Annotated in this window: 17 protein-coding genes; 15 read left to right on the top strand and 2 right to left on the bottom strand. The window is 62.6% G+C overall.

The window, feature by feature from the left end; genetic code table 11:
* Nucleotides 1-167: 167 nt before the first annotated feature.
* On the bottom strand, nucleotides 168-833 hold the full coding sequence (locus ASE60_RS07960; RefSeq protein ID WP_057249206.1) for a GntR family transcriptional regulator: 666 nt from the start codon (nucleotides 831-833) through the stop codon (nucleotides 168-170).
* 290 nt (nucleotides 834-1,123) lie between these two features.
* Here ASE60_RS07960 and ASE60_RS07955 point away from each other — a divergent pair, with 290 nt between their 5' ends.
* A complete protein-coding gene (locus ASE60_RS07955; protein WP_057249205.1) occupies nucleotides 1,124-2,155 on the top strand; it encodes a proline racemase family protein in 1,032 nt (343 codons plus the stop codon).
* Nucleotides 2,156-2,232: 77 nt separating this feature from the next.
* Here the strand turns inward: ASE60_RS07955 and ASE60_RS07950 are convergent, their stop codons facing one another.
* Nucleotides 2,233-2,853 carry a cupin domain-containing protein gene (locus ASE60_RS07950; protein ID WP_057249204.1) on the bottom strand — a complete coding sequence of 207 codons (621 nt, stop codon included), beginning with the start codon at nucleotides 2,851-2,853 and terminating at the stop codon, nucleotides 2,233-2,235.
* A gap of 227 nt (nucleotides 2,854-3,080) precedes the next feature.
* On the opposite strand from ASE60_RS07950, the gene ASE60_RS07945 reads away from it, so the two are divergent.
* From ASE60_RS07945 to ASE60_RS07880, 14 genes are all read left to right on the top strand, one after another.
* Nucleotides 3,081-4,658: an ABC transporter substrate-binding protein gene (locus ASE60_RS07945; RefSeq protein WP_057249203.1), complete on the top strand. Its 1,578-nt coding sequence runs from the start codon at nucleotides 3,081-3,083 to the stop codon at nucleotides 4,656-4,658.
* A 63-nt stretch (nucleotides 4,659-4,721) separates the two neighbouring features.
* The gene (locus tag ASE60_RS07940; protein ID WP_057249202.1) at nucleotides 4,722-5,663 is read left to right on the top strand and encodes an ABC transporter permease; all 942 of its coding nucleotides are present in this window, start codon (nucleotides 4,722-4,724) and stop codon (nucleotides 5,661-5,663) included.
* Nucleotides 5,660-6,529, top strand: a complete 870-nt coding sequence (locus tag ASE60_RS07935; RefSeq protein ID WP_082615764.1) for an ABC transporter permease — start codon at nucleotides 5,660-5,662, stop codon at nucleotides 6,527-6,529. The genes ASE60_RS07940 and ASE60_RS07935 overlap by 4 nt, the downstream gene beginning before the upstream one ends.
* A gap of 1 nt (nucleotide 6,530) precedes the next feature.
* A complete protein-coding gene (locus tag ASE60_RS07930) occupies nucleotides 6,531-7,544 on the top strand; it encodes an ABC transporter ATP-binding protein (protein ID WP_057249201.1) in 1,014 nt (337 codons plus the stop codon).
* The gene (locus tag ASE60_RS07925; protein ID WP_057249200.1) at nucleotides 7,541-8,557 is read left to right on the top strand and encodes an oligopeptide/dipeptide ABC transporter ATP-binding protein; all 1,017 of its coding nucleotides are present in this window, start codon (nucleotides 7,541-7,543) and stop codon (nucleotides 8,555-8,557) included. The genes ASE60_RS07930 and ASE60_RS07925 overlap by 4 nt, the downstream gene beginning before the upstream one ends.
* A 25-nt stretch (nucleotides 8,558-8,582) precedes the next feature.
* The gene (locus ASE60_RS07920) at nucleotides 8,583-10,385 is read left to right on the top strand and encodes an aminopeptidase P family protein (protein ID WP_057249199.1); all 1,803 of its coding nucleotides are present in this window, start codon (nucleotides 8,583-8,585) and stop codon (nucleotides 10,383-10,385) included.
* 244 nt (nucleotides 10,386-10,629) lie between these two features.
* A complete protein-coding gene (locus tag ASE60_RS07915) occupies nucleotides 10,630-11,361 on the top strand; it encodes a DeoR family transcriptional regulator (protein ID WP_057249198.1) in 732 nt (243 codons plus the stop codon).
* 178 nt (nucleotides 11,362-11,539) lie between these two features.
* Nucleotides 11,540-12,550 carry a deoxyribose-phosphate aldolase gene (deoC, locus tag ASE60_RS07910; RefSeq protein WP_057249197.1) on the top strand — a complete coding sequence of 337 codons (1,011 nt, stop codon included), beginning with the start codon at nucleotides 11,540-11,542 and terminating at the stop codon, nucleotides 12,548-12,550.
* A gap of 5 nt (nucleotides 12,551-12,555) precedes the next feature.
* Nucleotides 12,556-14,940 (top strand): aldehyde dehydrogenase family protein, encoded by a 2,385-nt coding sequence (locus tag ASE60_RS07905; RefSeq protein ID WP_057249196.1) that lies wholly within the window; start codon nucleotides 12,556-12,558, stop codon nucleotides 14,938-14,940.
* A 135-nt stretch (nucleotides 14,941-15,075) separates the two neighbouring features.
* Nucleotides 15,076-15,528 (top strand): RbsD/FucU family protein, encoded by a 453-nt coding sequence (locus ASE60_RS07900; protein WP_057249195.1) that lies wholly within the window; start codon nucleotides 15,076-15,078, stop codon nucleotides 15,526-15,528.
* Nucleotides 15,529-15,633: 105 nt separating this feature from the next.
* On the top strand, nucleotides 15,634-16,566 hold the full coding sequence (locus ASE60_RS07895; protein WP_057249194.1) for a ribokinase: 933 nt from the start codon (nucleotides 15,634-15,636) through the stop codon (nucleotides 16,564-16,566).
* Nucleotides 16,563-17,438, top strand: coding sequence for a sugar ABC transporter permease (locus ASE60_RS07890; protein ID WP_057249193.1), 876 nt, complete (start codon nucleotides 16,563-16,565; stop codon nucleotides 17,436-17,438). Before ASE60_RS07895 ends, ASE60_RS07890 begins: the two co-directional genes overlap by 4 nt.
* Nucleotides 17,435-18,463, top strand: coding sequence for a carbohydrate ABC transporter permease (locus ASE60_RS07885; RefSeq protein WP_057249192.1), 1,029 nt, complete (start codon nucleotides 17,435-17,437; stop codon nucleotides 18,461-18,463). The genes ASE60_RS07890 and ASE60_RS07885 overlap by 4 nt, the downstream gene beginning before the upstream one ends.
* A gap of 41 nt (nucleotides 18,464-18,504) precedes the next feature.
* A complete protein-coding gene (locus tag ASE60_RS07880; RefSeq protein ID WP_057249191.1) occupies nucleotides 18,505-19,959 on the top strand; it encodes an extracellular solute-binding protein in 1,455 nt (484 codons plus the stop codon).
* Nucleotides 19,960-19,975: the final 16 nt, after the last annotated feature.

The raw sequence follows: 19,975 nt of genomic DNA, 5'->3' as shown, positions 1-19,975 counted from the left end.
CAGGCTTCCGCGTCGCTTGTCAACCGAGGAGAGATCAAGCTCCGGTGCAATTTCAGCGGGAGTCCAAGTGTGAAGGATTAAACATCGACCCGGAATGAAACAAGATAAAACGATATGTAAATCAAACTATTATGACGGGTGGTCAAAGCGGCGGGAAAGTCGCGCCGCTAGCCTCTTTGTTCTCTGAGGAAGATGGTCAACGAGCGACCGGCATCAAGGATATGGTCGCGCGTCAACGCACAAGCCCGCTCGGCATCGCGTGCCATACAGGCATCCAGGATCGCCTTGTGTTCGCGACGCGCCCGGGCAACGCCTGACGTCAGCGTCAACTGTGCCCGAAGGTAGCGATCGATACGGTCGAGCGAGGCGCGGACGATCTGGAGGTAATAGGGCCGCCGCGCCGCCTCGTAGAGACTGTAGTGGAAGTTGCGGTTGATCTCGCCCCAGCGCTCCGCATTCTCTTCGCGCTCGAACTCCTCGCAATGCTGGCGTGCAAGCTCGAGCGTGCGGCGGTCGAGATTGGGCACGGCCAGACGAATGACTTCAGCCTCGATGAGCGCGCGGAATTCGAAAATCTCTTCGATTTCTTCGATCGAAAGCCCGGCGACAACCGCGCCCTTGTAGCGCTCCGTGGTGATCAGGCCATGCTGCTCAAGGCGTGAAAGCGCCTCGCGCACCGGAATGCGGCTGGTGTTGAACATCTGGGCGATGTGGTCCTGGCGCAGGTTCTCGCCCTCGGCGAGGTCACCTTCGATGATCGCCTTGCGCAAGGCTTCATAGACGATATCGGCGGCTGAGGCGGCTTGCCTGACATCGACGGCATCGAGTTTCATCGTGTTCAAACCCTGCTGGCCAAGCCTTCCGGCTCGGCGGATTCGGAAGCGTTTTTGCGTTGTTGGTCAATGGTCATAGGTCCAATTCAGACGCCGGGCAACAGAGCCTTGTGGCCCAAGAGGCGATTTCGAATATTTCAGATTGTATATTGGATCCAATATTTCTATGAGTCTTTTCGTCGGGCTCAGCGCTGTCGCGTATCATCCCGGTAATATGCGGGAGCACGGCCGATGCGCAGGGTATCGGTCGCCCAGGTGGCACCCGTCCACCGCTTGGAAGGAGAAGAGGCATGCGCAGCAACAAGGTCGTCCACATCGTTTCCTGCCACGCGGAGGGCGAAGTCGGCGACGTCATCGTCGGCGGCGTCGCACCCCCGCCCGGAAATACGCTATGGGAACAGCGCCGCTTCATCGCTGAAGACCAGACACTGCGCAATTTCGTGCTCAACGAGCCACGCGGCGGTGTCTTCCGCCACATCAACCTTCTCGTGCCTCCGAAGGATCCGCGCGCGACGATGGGCTTCATCATCATGGAGCCCGAGGATACGCCGCCGATGTCCGGCTCCAACTCCATCTGCGTTTCCACCGTGCTGCTCGACAGCGGCATCGTGCCGATGCAGGAGCCGGAAACTCGCATGGTGCTGGAGGCGCCGGGCGGACTGGTGAACGTCGTCGCTGAGTGCCGCAACGGCAAGGCCGAGCGCATCACCGTCACCAACGTTCCGTCGTTTGCCGACAAGCTCGACGCCAAGCTCGAGGTCGAGGGCCTGGGTACACTCGCGGTCGACATCGCCTATGGCGGCGACAGCTTCGTCATCACCGACGCCCGCGCGCTTGGCTTTTCCGTGACGCCGGACGAGGCGCGTGAACTCGCCGAAACCGGCATCAAGATCACCCGCGCGGCCAATGAACAGCTCGGTTTCACCCATCCGGAGAATCCGGAATGGGATCACATCTCCTTCTGCCAGCTCACGCTGCCGATCGAGGAAAAGGACGGCGTTCTGCACGGTCGCAACACGGTTGTCATCCAGCCGGCCAAGCTCGACCGTTCGCCGACCGGCACCGGTTGTTCGGCACGCATGGCGGTATTGCATGCCCGCGGCGTGATGAAGGTCGGCCAGCGGTTCAGCGGCCATTCTATCATCGATTCGACGTTCGATTGCCGCATCGTCGGCGAGACGACGGTCGGGGGACGCCCGGCGATCGTGCCGGAAATCTCCGGCCGCGCCTGGATCACCGGCACGCACCAGGTGATGCTCGACCCGGCCGATCCCTGGCCGGCCGGCTATCGGCTTGCCGATACCTGGCCGCGCAAGCAGTAAGCGCGCAGACCGGCGCCCTGCATCTCGCGCAGGCGCTCCAATACGTCGCTCGCGCAAATCGCTGCGCGAGCGACCCGTCAGTCTTCCTTGATGATCCGGGTCGTGCCGACCCAGAGTTCGCGGGCCGGCCCGGCGCCGACATTGCGGGCGCTGTGCGGCAGCGAGGCAGGGAAGTGCAGCGTGTCGCCGGCCTTCAACAGATATTCCTTGCCGTCGATCTCGTAGAGCATCTCGCCCTCGATCAGGTAGAGGAAGTCCTCGCCTTCGTGGCTGGTCAGTTCGGAGGCGTAGCCCTTGGGCATATGGGTGATGCAGCCATTGAGCGCGGCGCCCGGAAAGCCGCGTTCGATCAGCTCGTAGACGCGCTCCTTGGTCTCGACATTGTAGCCGGGGCGTTCGCCGGCATGCGACACCATGGAATGCCCGTGCTGCGGCGGCTGCGACAGGAAGGTGTCGACGCTGGTGCCAAGCGCGTTGGCGACGTTGTAAAGCGAGATTAGCGACGGGGTGGAGATGCCACGCTCGATCTGGCTGATGAAGCCTTCCGTCAGACCGGCCTCGCGTGCCACGTCCTTCATGGTCTTGCCAATTTCCTTGCGGCGCGCCCTGAGCATTTGCCCGAGCGAGGCGGGAGTCGAGGTTTCGGGGAGGGAGGCGCCACTGGCTGCTTCTGACGCCTCTTCGATCTTCAAGGGCATGATTTTCTTTCCGCTTGACTCACGTCTATCGATGTACTTTAGTCCAGCTAAAGTTGGTTCGGCAAGCGATCAGATCGCATGCTGGCCTTCTTGAAAAGGGGAACTACAAGAACGTCTTCGCGGCAATCCGTCGGCGTCTAAAAACAGTAAGAAAAATTGGATCCAATATCCAATTGAACGTGTTGAGCGCGCGATCGATGCTGGCTGCGGTCAAAAGGAGGAGTGAGATGAAACGTATATTGCCAATCATGCTCGGGGCGACGCTTGGGCTGCTTGCAGCCACCTCGGCATTTGCGATCGAGCGCGGCGGCGCGATGACATTTGCGCGCTATGACGACTCGACCGTCATCGATCCGGTTTATGCGGACCGCAATCCTGATCTCTGGATGGTGAACGGCCTTTACGAAACGCTGTTGCGCAATGGCCCTGACGGCTCGATCGTGCCGGGGCTTGCCGAAACCCATGAGGTCTCCGCCGACGGCAAGACCATCACAATGGCGCTCCGAACTGGCCTGAAATTCTCCGACGGCTCTGATCTGACCGGCGCCGACGTCGTCTTTTCGCTCGACCGGGCGCGCAACCCGGAGCTCGGTCCCTGGGCAGGGCTCCTTGGCGCCGTCGACAAGGTGACAGCCGATGGCAACAAGATCACCGTGTCGCTGAAGAACCCCGATCCGACGATCATCTCGATCCTCGCGACCTTCAACACCGGCATCATGCCGAAGGCTGCCTTCGAGAAGGCGGCTGGTGCAACGGACCAGGAAAAGGCACGCGCCTTCTTCGCAGCCGGACCGGTAACCTCTGGTCCTTTCGTCATGAAGAGCCACGTGCAGGGCTCAAGCATGAGCTTCGAGCGCAACCCGAACTACTGGCGCCAGGGTGAAGACGGCAAGCCGTTGCCCTATCTCGACCGGGTGGAATTCCTCGTCATACCCGATGACGCCACCCGCATTCTCAAGCTTCAGGCCGGCGAAGTCGATGCGGCCGAGTTCATTCCCTTCGCCCGCGTCGGCGAACTCGGCGCCGATCCGAACCTGAAGATGGAGCTCTTCCCGTCGACCCGTATCGTCTACGCGCCGATCAACACGCGCGAGGCGAAGAAGGACGGCTCGAAGAACCCGCTTGCCGATATCAAGGTGCGTCAGGCGCTGAACTATGCGACCGACAAGAACGTGCTGATCAAGCTCGTGACTTTCGATACCGGCAAGCCGATGACCTCGCTGATGTCGGCCGCAACCCAGCTGCACTACGGTCCGGAACCGCTCTACCCCTACGACCCGGAAAAAGCCAAGCAGTTGCTTGCCGATGCCGGCCTCAGTGGCGGTTTCGAAGTGAAGCTCACGACGCTTGCCGGCAGCGCCGACGACGCGACGCTGTTTACCGCCCTCCAGCAGATGTGGGCGCCGCTCGGCGTCAACCTCAAGGTGGAGCAGGTCGACAACCCGACACGCGGCGAGAAGAACCGCGCCGGCGACTTCGACATCCACACCTATGGCTGGGCAAACGACGTCAACGACCCGGCGCAGGTGACCGGCTGGCTCGGCTATTACAAGCAGCGCCAGGCGGTCGGCACGGGCTGGAACAACCAGGAATTCAACACGCTGTTCGAAGCCTCCAACGTTGAGACCGATCCCGCCAAGCGCAAGGATGAATACAAGCGCATGCAGGAGATCTACGCGGCAGAAGCGCCGTTGCTTTTCCTGTTCGAAACGCCGTTTGCCGTCGCGGTCTCCAAGTCGATCGAAGGCTACGTGCAGACGCCGCTCGGCGCCAACGACTTCTCCGAAGCCTGGCGCGCCGACTGATTGCGGAATGATCTGCGAAGGCCGGGTGGAAATCCGCCCGGTCTTCCGTTGAAGGTTGGATCCATGCCCTCACTTTCCTATCTCGTGGCGCGGCTGCTGCAGATCATCCCGACGTTCCTCTTGGTGATGATCTTCATTTTCTTGCTCGTGCGCCTGTTGCCGGGCGATCCGGCAATCGCCATGGCCGAGGCCAAGGCGACCGATGCCCAGCTTGAACAGATCCGGCACAATCTCGGTCTCGACCAGCCGCTGCCGGTGCAGTTCCTCGTTTTCGTCAAGAACACGCTGACGGGTGAGCTCGGGCGCTCGATCATGCTGAAGGCGCCCGTGACCGAGATCATTCTCGCTCGCCTGCCGACGACGATCTTCCTGGCGCTCTATTCGGTCGTGCTTGCCATCTTCCTCGCCGGTCCGCTCGCGTTTCTCGCGGCGTCGCGCGTCAACACTCCTGTCGATGTCGCGATCCGCGGCGTCTTTCAGCTCGGCCTTTCCATGCCCGTCTTCTATATCGGGCTGCTGCTGCTGACGGTGCTGGCCGCGCAACTGCGCTGGTTCCCGGTCGGCGGTTACGGCAAGACCTTCCTCGCCAATCTCTACCATCTGATCCTGCCGGCGCTGAGCGTCGCGCTCTATACGTCGGCGATCATCCTGCGCAATCTCAGGGCCTCGCTGATCGAGGTGCTCGACGCCGACTACGTGCAGTTCGCCCGCGCCAAGGGGCTTTCGCCGCGCATCATCATGACCCGGCACGTGCTCAGAAACGCGCTCGTCTCCACCGTGACGCTGCTGGGCCTGTCTATCGGCAACCTGATGAGCGGCACGCTGGTGACCGAGACGGTCTTTGCCATTCCGGGCGTCGGCCGGCTGATGCTGGAGGCGATCTTTGCCCGCGACTACCCGTTGATCCAGGGCCTGACACTGACCTTCGCCGTGCTCGTCTCCGTCGTCTTCCTTTTGACGGATGTCGTGCAATCCTGGCTCGATCCGAGGCTTCGCCAATCATGACGGCTCTCACGCAATCTCATTCGCCGACGCGGGGTCGGATCGCTGCCTTTCTGGCCCGCGCCTTTTCCCGTCCGTCCTTTGTCGTTGGCGTCGTCATCCTTGGCCTGTCGCTTTCACTCGCGTTGTTTCCGCAGGTCTTTGCGCCCTACGATCCGCTCGCCTTCGACCTCCAGGCAATCCAGCAGCGGCCGAGCCTTGCGCATCCCTTCGGCACCGACAATTTCGGCCGTGACGTGCTCTCGCGCGTCATCTGGGCCTATCGCGTCGACATGCAGATGGCCTTCTTCGCGACGATCTTCGCGCTTTTGATCGGGATCACCGTCGGCGCCTTCGTCGGCTACTACGGCGGCATTGCCGACGTGATCTTCGGCCGCTGCGTCGACGCGATCATCACCTTTCCATTCCTGGTGTTGGTGATCGCTATCGTCGCGGTGCTCGGCCCCGGCCTCGTCAACATGTATGTGGCGATCACCGCGGTGAACTGGGTCTATTACGCCCGGCTGACGCGCGCCGAAATCATGGCACAGAAGGCCAACGACTATGCTGCCGCCGGCCTGGTGCTCGGCTATTCCGACCGGCGCATCATCTTCCGGCATCTGCTGCCGAATGCGATTTCGCCGATCCTCGTCTACTGGATGACCGACATGGCGCTCGCGATCCTGCTCGGGTCGTCGCTTGGCTATCTCGGCCTCGGCGCGCAGCCGCCGGCGGCCGAATGGGGTGTGCTGATCGCCGAGGGCCGTAACTTCCTGATGACGGCCTGGTGGATGAGCCTGATGCCGGGCATCGCCATCGTCTTGACCGGGCTCGGTTTCAGCCTCGTCGGCGACGCGCTTGCCGATCTGCTTCGACCGAAGGGGCGCTGACATGGCAACGCAAGAAAAACCCGTCGTACTCGACGTCCGGCACCTTCGCACCGAGTTCGGAACGCGAGAGCGTCCGCTGGTCGCGGTCGACGATGTCTCTTTCCAGGTGGCGGCGGGTGAGATCCTTGGGCTCGTTGGCGAGTCCGGCTCGGGCAAGAGCATTACGCTCCGCTCGATCCTCGGCATCATCAGACCGCGCGGGCGGGTCGCCGGCGAAATCCTGTGGAACGGCCAAGATCTCGTTCCGCTCTCCGAGGCACAGCTGCGGCGCATCCGTGGCCGCGAGATCGCAATGATCTTTCAGGAGCCGATGTCGTCACTCAACCCGCTGCTGACGGTCGGCCTGCAGATTTCGGAGAACCTCGTCGCCCATACGGACCTCGACGCCAGGCAGAGAAGAGCGCGGGCGATCGAACTCCTCGATCTCGTCGGCATCCCCGCGGCGCGCAATCGTCTCGATGATTTCCCGCACGAGTTCTCCGGCGGCATGCGCCAGCGTGTGATGATCGCCATCGCGCTTGCCTCCAACCCGAAACTGCTGCTGGCCGACGAGCCGACGACAGCGCTTGATGTCACGATCCAGGACCAGATCCTGAGGCTGATCCAGTCGCTCAGCCGCGACCTCGGCATGGCGGTGATCCTCGTCACCCATGACATGGGGGTCGTTGCGGAGACCTGTGACCGCGTCGCCGTGATGTATGGCGGCAGGCTTTGCGAGATCGGGTCGACGGCGGATGTCATCGGCGATGCGCGCCATCCCTATTCGCTGGGGCTGTTGCGCTCGATCCCGCGCGATGTCGCGCCGCGAACGCCGCTCTATTCCATCCCCGGCGCACCGCCGGCGCTGAACGCGCTTCCGCCCGGCTGCGCCTTCAGCGCCCGCTGTCCGGTCGCAGGACGCGAATGTCCGGACCTTCGACCCAAACTCGAAGCGATCGGCACGTCGCGGCTGGTCGCCTGCCATCATCTTGAGGATGCGCAAGCGCATTTCGGACCGCGGGAGGCGGCGCAATGACGACCATTCCGACTTCGGCAGGCACGACGCCCTTGCTTTCGCTTCGCGCGCTGTCGATCCAGTTCGAGAAGCGACGCTCGCTTTCCGACACGCTTGCCCGACGTCCGCAACAGGTCGTCTCGGCGGTCAATGGCATCGATCTCGACGTGATGCCGGGCGAGACGCTTGGAATTGTCGGCGAATCCGGCTGTGGCAAGTCGACGCTCGCGCGGTTGATCGCCGGGCTGCACCGGCCGACATCAGGCGACATAGTGTTTGAGGGCGAAAGCGTCGTCGGCCTCAAGGGCGCGCGGCGGCGGGCCTATAACAGGCGCGTCCAGATGATGTTTCAGGACCCCTACACCTCGCTCAATCCGCGCATGACCGTGCGTGATACACTGCGGGAAGCGATATCCGTGCATCGCATGCGTGAAGGGGCTGCGATCGACCAGCGCGTCGACGAGCTGCTGGACCTTGTCCGGCTGCCCGAAGGGGCCGCCGAAAAATATCCGCATGAATTCTCGGGCGGCCAGCGCCAGCGCATCGGAATCGCCCGCGCGCTCTCGCTGGAGCCTATCTGCCTTGTGGCCGACGAACTGGTTTCGGCGCTCGACGTTTCGGTGCAGGCGCAGGTGGTCAACCTGTTGATCGAGCTTCAGGACGAGCTGGGCCTGACGGTGCTGTTCGTGGCGCATGATCTCCGGCTCGTGCGCCACGTCTCGCACCGCGTCGCCGTCATCTATCTTGGCGCGATCGTCGAGATCGGCCCGTCGGAGGCGCTGTTTTCGAGGCCGATGCATCCCTATTCCAAGGGCTTGCTTGCTGCCGCGCCTTCGCTCGATCCCGACGCAAGACGTCGCGCCCCCGCGCTATCAGGCGAGTTGCCGAGCCCGCTTGCCATCCCGCCGGGCTGCCCGTTCCACGTGCGCTGCCCGCACGCGACCGAGCTCTGCCGTCGCGAAAAGCCGGCGCTGCGTCCGGTCGGTGCCGGCATGACCGCCTGCCATTTCGCCGAGACGATCGGCGACGCCTGAAACTCAATTCGATAAGGAAGACATCATGGATACGAGAGCAAGGCCGGATATCTCCGGCCGGATCGGCGCCCTGCGGCGCAAGCTTGCGGAAACCGGGCTCGACGGCTACGTCGTGCCGCGCTTCGATGAGCATCAGGGCGAATATTGCGCGCCGCACGACAATCGCCTGGCTTTCGTCACCGGGTTCACCGGTTCCGCCGGCGTGGCGATCGTCATGCGCGACCGCGCCGCCATCTTCGTCGATGGCCGCTACCAGGTGCAGGTGCGCGACGAAGTGGATCTCGACACCTTTGCGATCGAGCACTTTTACGATGCTCCGCTCAAGGATTGGCTGAGGAACAACCTGCGCAAGGGCGAGCGTGTCGGCTTCAACGCCATGCTGCTGCCATCGACCTGGGATGCGGACTGCGGCCGTTCGGTCGAGGCGGCAGGTGGCCTTTGGACGCCTGTCGACGACGACCTTGTCGACGCGATCTGGGCCGATCAGCCGGAAAAGCCGCTCGGCAAGATCATGGCCTTTCCGGTTGCCTATTCGGGCGAAAGCGTCGCCGAGAAAAAGCGCCGCATCGCCGCCATGCTCGCGGAGCAGGGGGCGGATCTCCTGGTCGAGGCGCAGCCCGACAATATCGCGTGGTTCCTCAACGTGCGTGGTCGCGACGTTGCCTTCAACCCGATGCCGCAATCTTTCCTGATCTTCGACCGCGCCGGGCAAACCGAATGGCTTGTCGATCACCGCAAGCTGCCGAACGACCTCTCGGATTTCGAACTTGACGATGTCGCGATTGCCGAACCCTCCCAGTTGCTTGAGCGCGTGCGAACGATCGCAGCCGGTCGCACCGCACTGATCGATCCGGGCTTTGCCCCGTCTGCGACGGCTCATGCCACGCGCGCCGCCGGCGGGACTGTACAGCTTGCCCGAAGCCCAATCACGCTTGCCAAGATGCACAAGAACGCGACCGAGCTTGCCGGCTTTCGCGATTGCCACCGTCTCGATGGCGCGGCCTGGATCCGCTTTTTCGTCTGGCTTGAACAAAATGCCGCCGATCGGGATGCGAGCGGCCGGCCGGTGAGCGAACTGGAGGCGGAGGAGCGCATCCTCGGTTACCGGCAAATGGAGGAAAGCTTCGTTGAACCGAGCTTCCGATCGATCTCGGCGGCCGACAGCCATGCGGCGATGTGCCATTACGCCGCGACGAGCGAGACCAGTGCGCCGATCGCGAGAGGCGGGATCTATCTGCTCGACAGCGGCGGTCAGTATCTGACGGGCACCACCGACGCGACCCGCACGACCGCGATAGGTCCGGTCAGCGACGAGATCAGGCGTGCCTACACCGCCGTGCTCAAGGGGCTGATCTCCATGGTAACGCTGAAGTTTCCCAAAGGAACCTACGGTCATCAGCTTGACGCCTTCGCCCGTCGTCCCCTGTGGGATCTCGGGCTCGACTATGACCACGGGACTGGTCACGGCGTTGGCCACTTCCTTTCGGTCCATGAACAGCCCCAGCGCTTCGATCGGCGGGTGAACGAGATCGAGCTCAAGCCGGGCATGGTGACGACGATCGAGCCTGGTTACTACAAGGCGGGTGCTTATGGCATCCGCATCGAGAACCAGGTCGAGGTGGTAGACGACGGCGACGGTTTCTTAAGCTTCCGCAGCCTGACTCTGGTTCCGATCGATATGCGGTTGGCCGATGTCGGTCTGTTGACGCAAGCTGAGCGGCAGTGGATCGACGCCTATCACCGGCGTGTTGTGCAGGAGGTGGACGAACTGCTCGACACCGAAACCTTGACCTGGCTGGCGGCGCGAACTGCACCTGTTGGAGGCTGATCTTTAACCGCCTCCCGATCCGTTGTGACCGAGACCATTTGGTGTGACCGAAACCATTCATTCATACGGCGGGCCAGGTGTCCGCCGTTTCGCTTTTTCGACAAGCCACGTACCGCTAAAACCCCTTGGCTGCTTCGCAAGCAATGTAAGTCCCCCTTGCTTGCACATGCCATTTTGTGATAATTTTCACAAATACTGTTCGAGGCCACAGGGCAGCGAAAACGATCCGGACACGGAAGTAACCATGGTCAGCCGCAAGACAGCCCGCATCATCCAGCTCGCCGACGCGCTTTCGGGGCGGAGAGTTCTGCATCTGCGTGACGCTGCGGCCTTGCTTGGCGTCTCGGAAATGACGATCCGCCGCGACGTTGCCGACAATCCCGGTCAGTTCGCCTTTCTCGGGGGGCATATTGTGCCGGCGGGAGAGATTGAGCCCGATACGCCCTATGAACTGGCGCGCGAGGCCGACAGCCATGCCGCGGCCAAGCGCGAGGCCTGCGTCCATGCTGCCCGCCACATTTGTCCTGACGAGACCATTTTCATCGATTGCGGCACCACGCTGGAATACCTCGTCGATCTCATTCCGGAAAATTATTCAATAACTGCAGTGTGTTATTCGCTGAACGTGGCGGAGAAGCTGACGCACAAGCCAAATGTGCGGATCGTCATGCTGGGCGGCGTCTATCACCCGTCATCGGCATCCTTCTCTGGCAATTCCGGGCTGGAGACGCTGGATTCGCTCGGTATCAATGTCGCCTTCCTGTCGGCGGCCGGTGTCGATCCGGGCCGTGGTGCCACCTGCGTCCATTTTCACGAAGTATCGGTGAAGCAGAAGGTCATTTCACTTGCCCGCGAGAGCCACCTCGTCATCGACCTCAGCAAGATCGGCAAGCTGAAGCCGGCGTTTTTCGCACCCCTTCATGTCTTTCGCTCTGTCATTACCGAAGAGGGCGAAACCCTGGTGCCGGCGCAGTAATCGCGACCGGATCAAAAATATTACGAATTCGTCAAAATCCGGACGCTTCGCTTGACACCCTCAATATTTGATGGAATAGTCACAAAAAATCGGTAGAAAAATAACAAAATTGACGATCTCCACGGCTGCGCCCTGGGTGTAGAGTTGTGCCGTGACAGGGAGTTCAAGGAGCCATCGCTTGGAAGACCTAGCTGTGAAGTCAGGCGCGTCGAAAGTCGTGCCATCGCCGGCGGCGGGCCATTGGCCGCGTAACAACGGCATCGATCTCGATCTTGGGTGGGTGCTGGACCAGCGCGTCAACCTGTCTGCCGCCGAGCGCCGCGTCGCGACGCTGCCGGGCCGCCGGACGGTGAAGAAGGACGCGCAGGCCGCCTGGCTGCTGAAGGCCGTCACCTGTATCGATCTCACCACGCTTAATGGCGACGATACGACGGAGCGCGTCAAGCGCCTCTGCGCCAAGGCGCGGCAGCCCGTGCGCCAGGATATCCTCGATGCGATTGGCATGGGCGGCCGCGGCATCACGACCGGTGCGGTCTGCGTCTATCATCGTTTCGTTTCGACCGCCGTCGAGGCGCTTGACGGTTCGGGCATTCCCGTCGCCGCGGTTTCCACCGGCTTTCCGGCCGGTCTCATTCCGCATGACGTCAAGCTGCGCGAAATCGAAGCGTCCGTCGCCGATGGCGCCAAGGAAATCGACATCGTCATCACCCGCGAGCATGTGCTCACCGGCAACTGGCAGGCGCTCTATGACGAGATGCGTGACTTCCGTGCCGCCTGCGGCGATGCCCATGTGAAGGCCATCCTCGCAACCGGCGATCTGAAGACGCTGCGCAATGTTGCGCGCGCTTCGCTCGTCTGCATGATGGCGGGTGCCGATTTCATCAAGACCTCGACCGGCAAGGAAGGCGTCAACGCCACGCTTCTGGTAACGCTCGTCATGCTGCGCATGATCCGCGCCTATCAGGAACAGACCGGCCTCAAGGTCGGCTACAAGCCGGCCGGCGGCATTTCCGCGGCCAAGGACATCCTGAACTACCAGTTCCTGATGAAGGACGAACTCGGCCGCGAATGGCTCGAGCCGGATCTCTTCCGCATCGGTGCGTCGAGCCTGCTTGCCGATATCGAGCGGCAGCTCGAACACCACGTGACCGGCGCCTACTCGGCCCTCAACCGACACCCGATTGGATGATCCCGATGACTGTCGCAAGGTTTTTTGACGAAATGTCCTATGGTCCAGCGCCCGAAGCCGACACGGAAGCCCGCCAGTGGCTGGCACGCCACAAGGGCGAATTCGGCCACTTCATCAACGGCGCCTTTGTCGCGTCTGCTTCCGGCAAGACCTTCGAGACGAACGAGCCGGCAACCGGCAAGCTTTTGGCGAAAATTGCGCTCGGCGGCTCCAAGGACGTCGACGATGCGGTTGCCGCCGCCCGCAAGGCGCAAGGACCCTGGGCGAAGCTTCCGGGTCATGCCCGGGCGCGGCATCTCTATGCACTCGCCCGCATGATCCAGCGCCATGCGCGTCTGATCGCCGTCGTCGAGGCGATCGACAATGGCAAGCCGATCCGCGAAACCCGCGACATCGATATCCCGCTTGCCGCCCGCCACTTTTATCATCACGCCGGCTGGGCGCAGCTGCAGGAAACCGAATTCGCCGATCAGGTGCCGGTCGGCGTCGTCGGCCAGGTCATCCCCTGGAACTTCCCGTTCCTGATGCTCGCCTGGAAGGTCGCGCCGGCTCTGGCGCTCGGCAATACCGTCATCCTGAAGCCGGCGGAATTCACGCCGCTAACGGCGTTGCTCTTCGCTGAACTTGCTGCCGCTGCCGGTCTGCCGGCCGGTGTGCTGAACGTCGTGACCGGCGAGGGCGAAACCGGCGCGCTGATCGTCGAGCATTCGGATATCGACAAGATCGCCTTTACAGGCTCGACGGAGGTCGGCCGGCTCATTCGCGAACGCACCGCCGGCACCGGCAAGTCGCTGACGCTGGAACTCGGCGGCAAATCGCCTTTCATCGTCTTTGACGATGCCGACATCGACGGCGCCGTTGAGGGTGTGGTGGACGCCATTTGGTTCAATCAGGGCCAGGTTTGCTGCGCCGGTTCGCGCATCCTCGTGCAGGAAGGCGTGGCGCCGCTCTTCTACGAGCGTTTGAAGCGCCGCATGCAGACGCTGCGTGTCGGCCACCCGCTCGACAAGGCAATCGACATGGCGGCGATCGTCGCGCCGGTGCAGTTGCAGCGGATCGAAAGCCTGGTTGCCAAGGGCGTCGCCGAAGGGGCCGCTCTGCATCAGCCGTCGATCGAACTGCCGAAGGGCGGCAGCTTCTATCCGCCGACGCTTTTGACCGGCGTGCAGCCGACGTCGATCGTCGCCACCGAGGAAATCTTTGGGCCGGTCGCTGTCTCCATGACCTTCCGCATCCCGGAAGAAGCGATCCAGCTTGCCAACCACACCCGCTACGGCCTTGCCGCCAGCGTCTGGAGCGAGACCATCGGTCTCGCGTTGCATGTTGCGGCGAAGCTCGCTGCCGGCGTCGTCTGGGTCAACGCCACCAATCTCTTCGACGCGTCCGCCGGTTTCGGCGGCAAGCGCGAGTCCGGCTTCGGCCGCGAGGGTGGTCGCGAAGGCTGCTATGAATATCTGAAGCCCAAGGCATGGCTCGGCCGCAAGCTCAGGGCGGCGGTTGCCGAACCGACGCTGAAGCCGGTCGCTGGCGAGTTTGCCATGCCGACCGTCGACCGCACTGCCAAACTCTACATCGGCGGCAAGCAGGCGCGGCCGGACGGCAATTACAATCGCAACGTTCTTTCGCCCAAGGGCAAGGTGCTCGGCGAGGTCGGCGAGGGCAATCGCAAGGATATCCGCAACGCCGTCGTCGCGGCGCAGGCGGCATCCGCCTGGTCCTCGGCAACGACGCACAACCGCGCCCAGATCCTCTATTACATCGCCGAAAACCTCAGCGGTCGCGCCGATGAGTTCGCCGACCGCATCGCTGACATGACCGGTGCCTCGGCCGCCAACGCCAAGGCGGAGGTCGAGGCCTCGATCGCGCGCCTCTTCACCTACGGCGCCTGGGCGGACAAGTACGAAGGTGCCATTCACCAGCCGCCGCTGCGCGGCGTCGCGCTCGCCATGCCCGAGGCCATCGGTGTTGTCGGCGTGATCTGCCCGCCGGAAGCGCCGCTTCTCGGCATGGTCAGCCTCGTAGCGCCGCTGATTGCCGTCGGCAACCGCGTCGTCGTCGTCCCGAGCGAGCCGCATCCCTTGGCTGCGACCGATTTCTACACGGTTCTGGAAACGTCTGACGTTCCGGCCGGCGTGGTCAACATCGTCACCGGTTCGGCGCTTGAGCTGGCAAAGACGCTCGCAAGCCACAACGACGTCGATGCCCTCTGGGCCTTCGGTACGCCGGAGCTATCGACGCAGGTCGAGAAACTCTCGTTCGGTAACCTGAAGCGTACCTTCGTCGACTACGGCAAGGCGACGAACTGGCTCGATCGCGATGCGGCGGAGGGCCTGGCCTATCTGCGTCGCGCGACCGACGTCAAGAACATCTGGATCCCCTACGGCGAGTAAGGGACCCGCCATGCGCGAGGCGGGGGGAGCCGGCTTGCGCGATGGACATTTGAACAGTTGGGGAGACGCGTTTCTCCCGAGAGCGGAAACGCATATGGCGCGGCTGCGACGGCATGGCGCCTGGAGGAGGACTGTATGCTGAAGAATATCGACCCGGCTCTGAACGCTGATGTGCTGCATGCACTCAGATCCATGGGGCACGGGGACACGCTGGTCATATCCGACACCAATTTCCCGTCCGACTCTATCGCCCGCAAGACGACGCTCGGCACGCTGCTGCGGATCGACAATGTCTCGGCGGCGCGTGCGGTCGAAGCGGTGCTTTCCGTGCTGCCGCTCGATACGCCGCTGCAGCCTTCCGCAGGCCGCATGGAGGTCATGGGTGCGCCCGACGAAGTCTTGCCGGTGCAGCAGGAGGTCCAGGCCGTGATCGATAGCGCCGAGGGAAGACCGGCGCCGATGTACGGCATCGAGCGCTTCAAGTTCTACGAGGAAGCAAAAAAGGCCTATTGCGTGATCACCACGGGTGAAACGCGGTTCTACGGCTGCTTCCTCTTCACCAAGGGCGTGATCCCGCCCAAGACCTAAGCGAACCGCCTGCGCGATCGCCGCGCAGCGTTAGACGACACATGAAATCGCGAGAGATTGCCTGGGCACGCCGTTCCTGCGGTGCGGTCGCAGGGGGAGGCTTGAATGAAGGTTGGTGTTTCGATCCTGGGTATCTTCGTGGCCGATACGGCCTATCTGGCGCGGCGCATGCCGGTTGTCGGTGAAACGATTACCGGCAGCGGCTTTTCCGTCGGGCCGGGCGGCAAGGGCTCGAACCAGGCGGTGGCTGCGGCGCGGGCCGGCAGTCCTGTGTCCTTCATCTCCAAGCTCGGCCGCGACACCTTCGGCGAGATGGCGCTGCGTACCTATGCCGAGGCCGGCGTCACGCCGAAGATCATCCAGATGGACGATCTTCCGACGGGGGCTACCTTCATCTACGTCAACGACCAGAACGGCGAGAACGCCATTATCGTCTATCCGGGTGCTGCAGGCTCGATCGGAGTCGATGACGTCGAAGCCGCTCGGGAAACGATAGAGGTGTCGCGCATCTTCGTGACCCAATTGGAGCAGCCGGTCGCGGCAGCTCAGCGCGCGCTCGAGATCGCGCACGCCGCCGGCGTCACCACCGTCTTCAATCCGGCTCCGGCCGAACCCTTCCCGGACGCAATCTATCCGCTCTGCGACTATCTCGTGCCGAACGAAACCGAGGCGGCAGCCATCGTCGGCTTTTCGTTGTCCTCCGAGGACGACATTCGTCGCGCCGGTGACGTGCTGCTGAAGAAGGGTGCCGGAACGGCGCTGATCACGCTCGGCGAACGCGGCGTGCTCTATCACAACCACGAGCAGTCGGTGCTGGTGCCGGCAATCGCTAGCGGGCCGGTGATCGACACGACCGGGGCAGGGGATGCTTTTGTCGGCGGCTTCTCCGCAGCGCTGGCGCGGGATCTCGCGCCGGTTGAGGCCGTGCGCTTCGGTTGCGCGACGGCCGGCATCGCGGTTACCCGCCGCGGCACGGCGCCCGCCATGCCGACGCTTGGCGAGATCGAGGCGCTTCTGGCGAGAGGGGCGGCCGCATGACGCGCAACGACCCGATCAAGCACTTCTTCATCTGGCCGGCGCTCCTCATCGTCCTTTTGATCTCGATCTTTCCGCTCGTCTATTCGCTGACGACCAGCTTCATGAGCATGCGGCTCGTGCCGCCGACGCCGGCGCGTTTCGTCGGCTTCGGCAACTACATCGACCTCCTGCAAAACCCGCGCTTCTGGCATGTGGCAGGCACGACGACGCTGATCGCCTTCATCTCCGTGGGGCTGCAATATGTGATCGGTCTCTCGGTGGCGCTGGCGCTGAATTCGCGGGTGCCAGGCGAGGGCATTTTTCGCGTGAGTTTCCTATTACCAATGCTGGTGGCACCGGTTGCCGTAGCGCTGATCGCCCGCCAGGTGCTCAATCCGACCATGGGCCCGCTCAACGAGCTAATGACTGCGCTCGGATTTCCCAATCTGCCTTTCCTCACGCAGACGAGCTGGGCGCTCGGCTCGATCATCGCCGTCGAGGTCTGGCAGTGGACGCCGTTCGTCATCCTCATGCTGCTTGCCGGGTTGCAGACCCTGCCGGATGATGTCTACGAGGCAGCCGCGCTCGAAAACGCCACGCCCTGGCAGCAGTTTCGCGACATCACCTTTCCGATGCTGTTGCCGATCTCGGTCGCCGTCGTCTTCATCCGCCTGATCGAGAGCTACAAGATCATCGACACGGTCTTCGTCATGACCGGCGGCGGGCCGGGGATTTCGACCGAGACGCTGACGCTCTTTGCCTATCAGGAAGGCTTCAAGAAGTTCAATCTCGGCTACACGTCGGCGCTCTCCTTCCTGTTCCTGATCGTCATCACCGTGATCGGCCTCGTCTATCTCGCGATCCTCAAGCCCTATCTGGAGAAGCACAAATGAGCGTGCGCACTCTCAAGGGAAAACGGCGCTGGCTGGCGCTCGGCGGCTGCCTCGTCTGGCTCGCCATCACCTTCTTTCCGCTCTACTGGGTGCTGATCACCTCGTTCAAGACGCCGATCGCCGTCGTCGGCGGCCCGACCTATCTGCCTTTCGTCGACTTCGAGCCGAGCCTGACAGCCTGGAGCGAGCTACTGTCGGGCCAGCGCGGTCAGTTTTTCAACACCTTCCTGGCGTCGACGATCATCGGTCTTTCGGCATCGATCGCCGCGACATTCATTGGCGCCATGGCGGCCTATGCGCTGGTGCGCTTCACCTTCCGCTTCCGTCTGCTCTCGGCGCTAATCTTCGTGGCGATCGCCTTCGGCGGCTTCCTTGTCGGGCGCCATGTGCTTGGCTACGGCCAGGGGATTTCGCTAATCTACGCCTTTGTCGCAGCGCTTGCGCTTGCGGTGATCTCGAGCCGCTTTCGTCTGCCTGGGCCGGAACTCGGCAACAACGACATCGTTTTCTGGTTCGTCAGTCAGCGCATGTTCCCGCCGATCGTCGCCGCTTTCGCGCTCTACCTGATGTACACGGAGATGGGCAAACTCGGCTTCAAGCTGGTCGACAGCTACATCGGCCTGACCTTCGCCTACATCGCCTTCTCGCTGCCGATCGTCATCTGGCTGATGCGCGACTTCTTCGAGGCGCTGCCGGTCGAAGTCGAGGAAGCGGCGATGGTCGACAACGTGCCGTCCTGGCGGATCTTCTTCGGCATCGTGCTGCCGATGTCGAAGCCGGGGCTGATCGCCACCTTCATGATCACGCTCGCCTTCGTCTGGAACGAGTTTCTCTTCGCGCTGTTCCTGACCAATTCCAAATGGCAGACGCTGCCGATCCTCGTCGCCGGCCAGAATAGCCAGCGCGGCGATGAATGGTGGGCGATCTCCGCTGCCGCTCTCGTTGCCATCATCCCGATGATGGTCATGGCCGGGCTTTTGAGCCGGCTCATGCGCTCCGGCCTGCTACTCGGAGCGATCAAGTAAACCAACCACTTTGGCATGTATTCATTCACAGGGAGGATAGAATGAGGAAATTGCTACTGGCATCTGCATCTCTCGGCGCACTCGCGATGGGGAGCGCGGGAACGGCGCTTGCCTGCGAACCGGACTACACCGGCGTCGAGCTGACGGCAACGACACAGACCGGCCCCTATATCGCCTCGGCGCTGCAACTCGCGGCCAAAGGCTGGGAGGAAAAGACCTGCGGTAAGGTCAAGGTCGTCGAGTTTCCGTGGTCGGAACTCTACCCGAAGATCGTGACGTCGCTGACCTCTGGTGAAGACGCGTTCGACGTGATTGCCTTTGCGCCTGCCTGGGCGCCTGATTTCACCGACTTCCTGTCGGAAATGCCGGCCGACATGCGCAAGGGCGCCGATTGGGAGGATATCGCGCCTGTCTATCGCGAACAGCTGATGGTCTGGAACGGCAAGGTGCTGTCCCAGACGATGGACGGCGACGCCCACACCTACAGCTACCGCATCGATCTCTTCGAGAACGCCGACAACCAGAAGGCCTTCAAGGCCAAGTTCGGCTACGACCTGGCGCCGCCGAAGACCTGGAAGCAATATCTCGACATCGCCGAATACTTCAACCAGCCGACCAACAACCTCTGGGGTACGGCCGAAGCCTTCCGTCGCGGCGGCCAGCAGTTCTGGTTCCTGTTCAGCCACGTCGCCGGCTATACCAGCCACCCGGATAATCCCGGCGCCATGTTCTTCAACCCGGAGACGATGGACGCCCAGGTCAACAATCCCGGCTGGGTTCGTGGCCTCGAAGAGTACATTCGCGCGTCGAAACTCGCGCCTCCGAACGCGCTGAACTTCTCCTTTGGCGAAGTGAATGCCGCCTTTGCCGGTGGCCAAGTGGCGGAATCTATTGGCTGGGGCGATACCGGCGTCATTGGCGCGGACCCGAAACAGTCGAAGGTGGCGGGTAATGTCGGCTCGGCGCCGTTGCCGGGGTCGGACGAGATCTGGAACTACAAGACCAAGAAGTGGGACAAGTTCGACCATGTCGTCCAGACCTCGTTCATGGCCTTCGGCGGCTGGCAGGCGGCGGTTCCAGCGACATCGACGAAGCAGGAAGCGGCTTGGAACTATATCCAGTATCTGACGAGCCCGGCCGTCTCCGGCCAGGCGGCAATCACCGGCGGCACCGGGGTCAACCCCTATCGCATCTCGCACACGACGAACCTCGATCTCTGGTCGAAGATCTTCTCCGAGCGTGAAGCGAAGGAATATCTCGGCGCGCAGAAAGATGCGGTGACCGCCAAGAACATCGCGCTCGACATGCGCCTGCCCGGCTACTTCTCCTACACCGAGGTGCTGGAGATCGAACTCTCCAAGGCGCTTGCCGGCGAAGTGACGCCGCAACAGGCGCTCGATAGCGTCGCCGAGCAGTGGAACAAGCTGACCGACGAATTCGGCCGTGACAAGCAGCTTGCCGCCTATCGCGCATCGATGGGGCTGCCCCAGGAATAAAGGCAACCGAGGGCCC

The organism is Ensifer sp. Root278 (assembly GCF_001429285.1).
Classification (GTDB): domain Bacteria; phylum Pseudomonadota; class Alphaproteobacteria; order Rhizobiales; family Rhizobiaceae; genus Ensifer.
The sequence above is the reverse complement of the archived record's forward strand: the minus strand, read 5'-3'. Positions and strand labels throughout refer to the sequence as shown.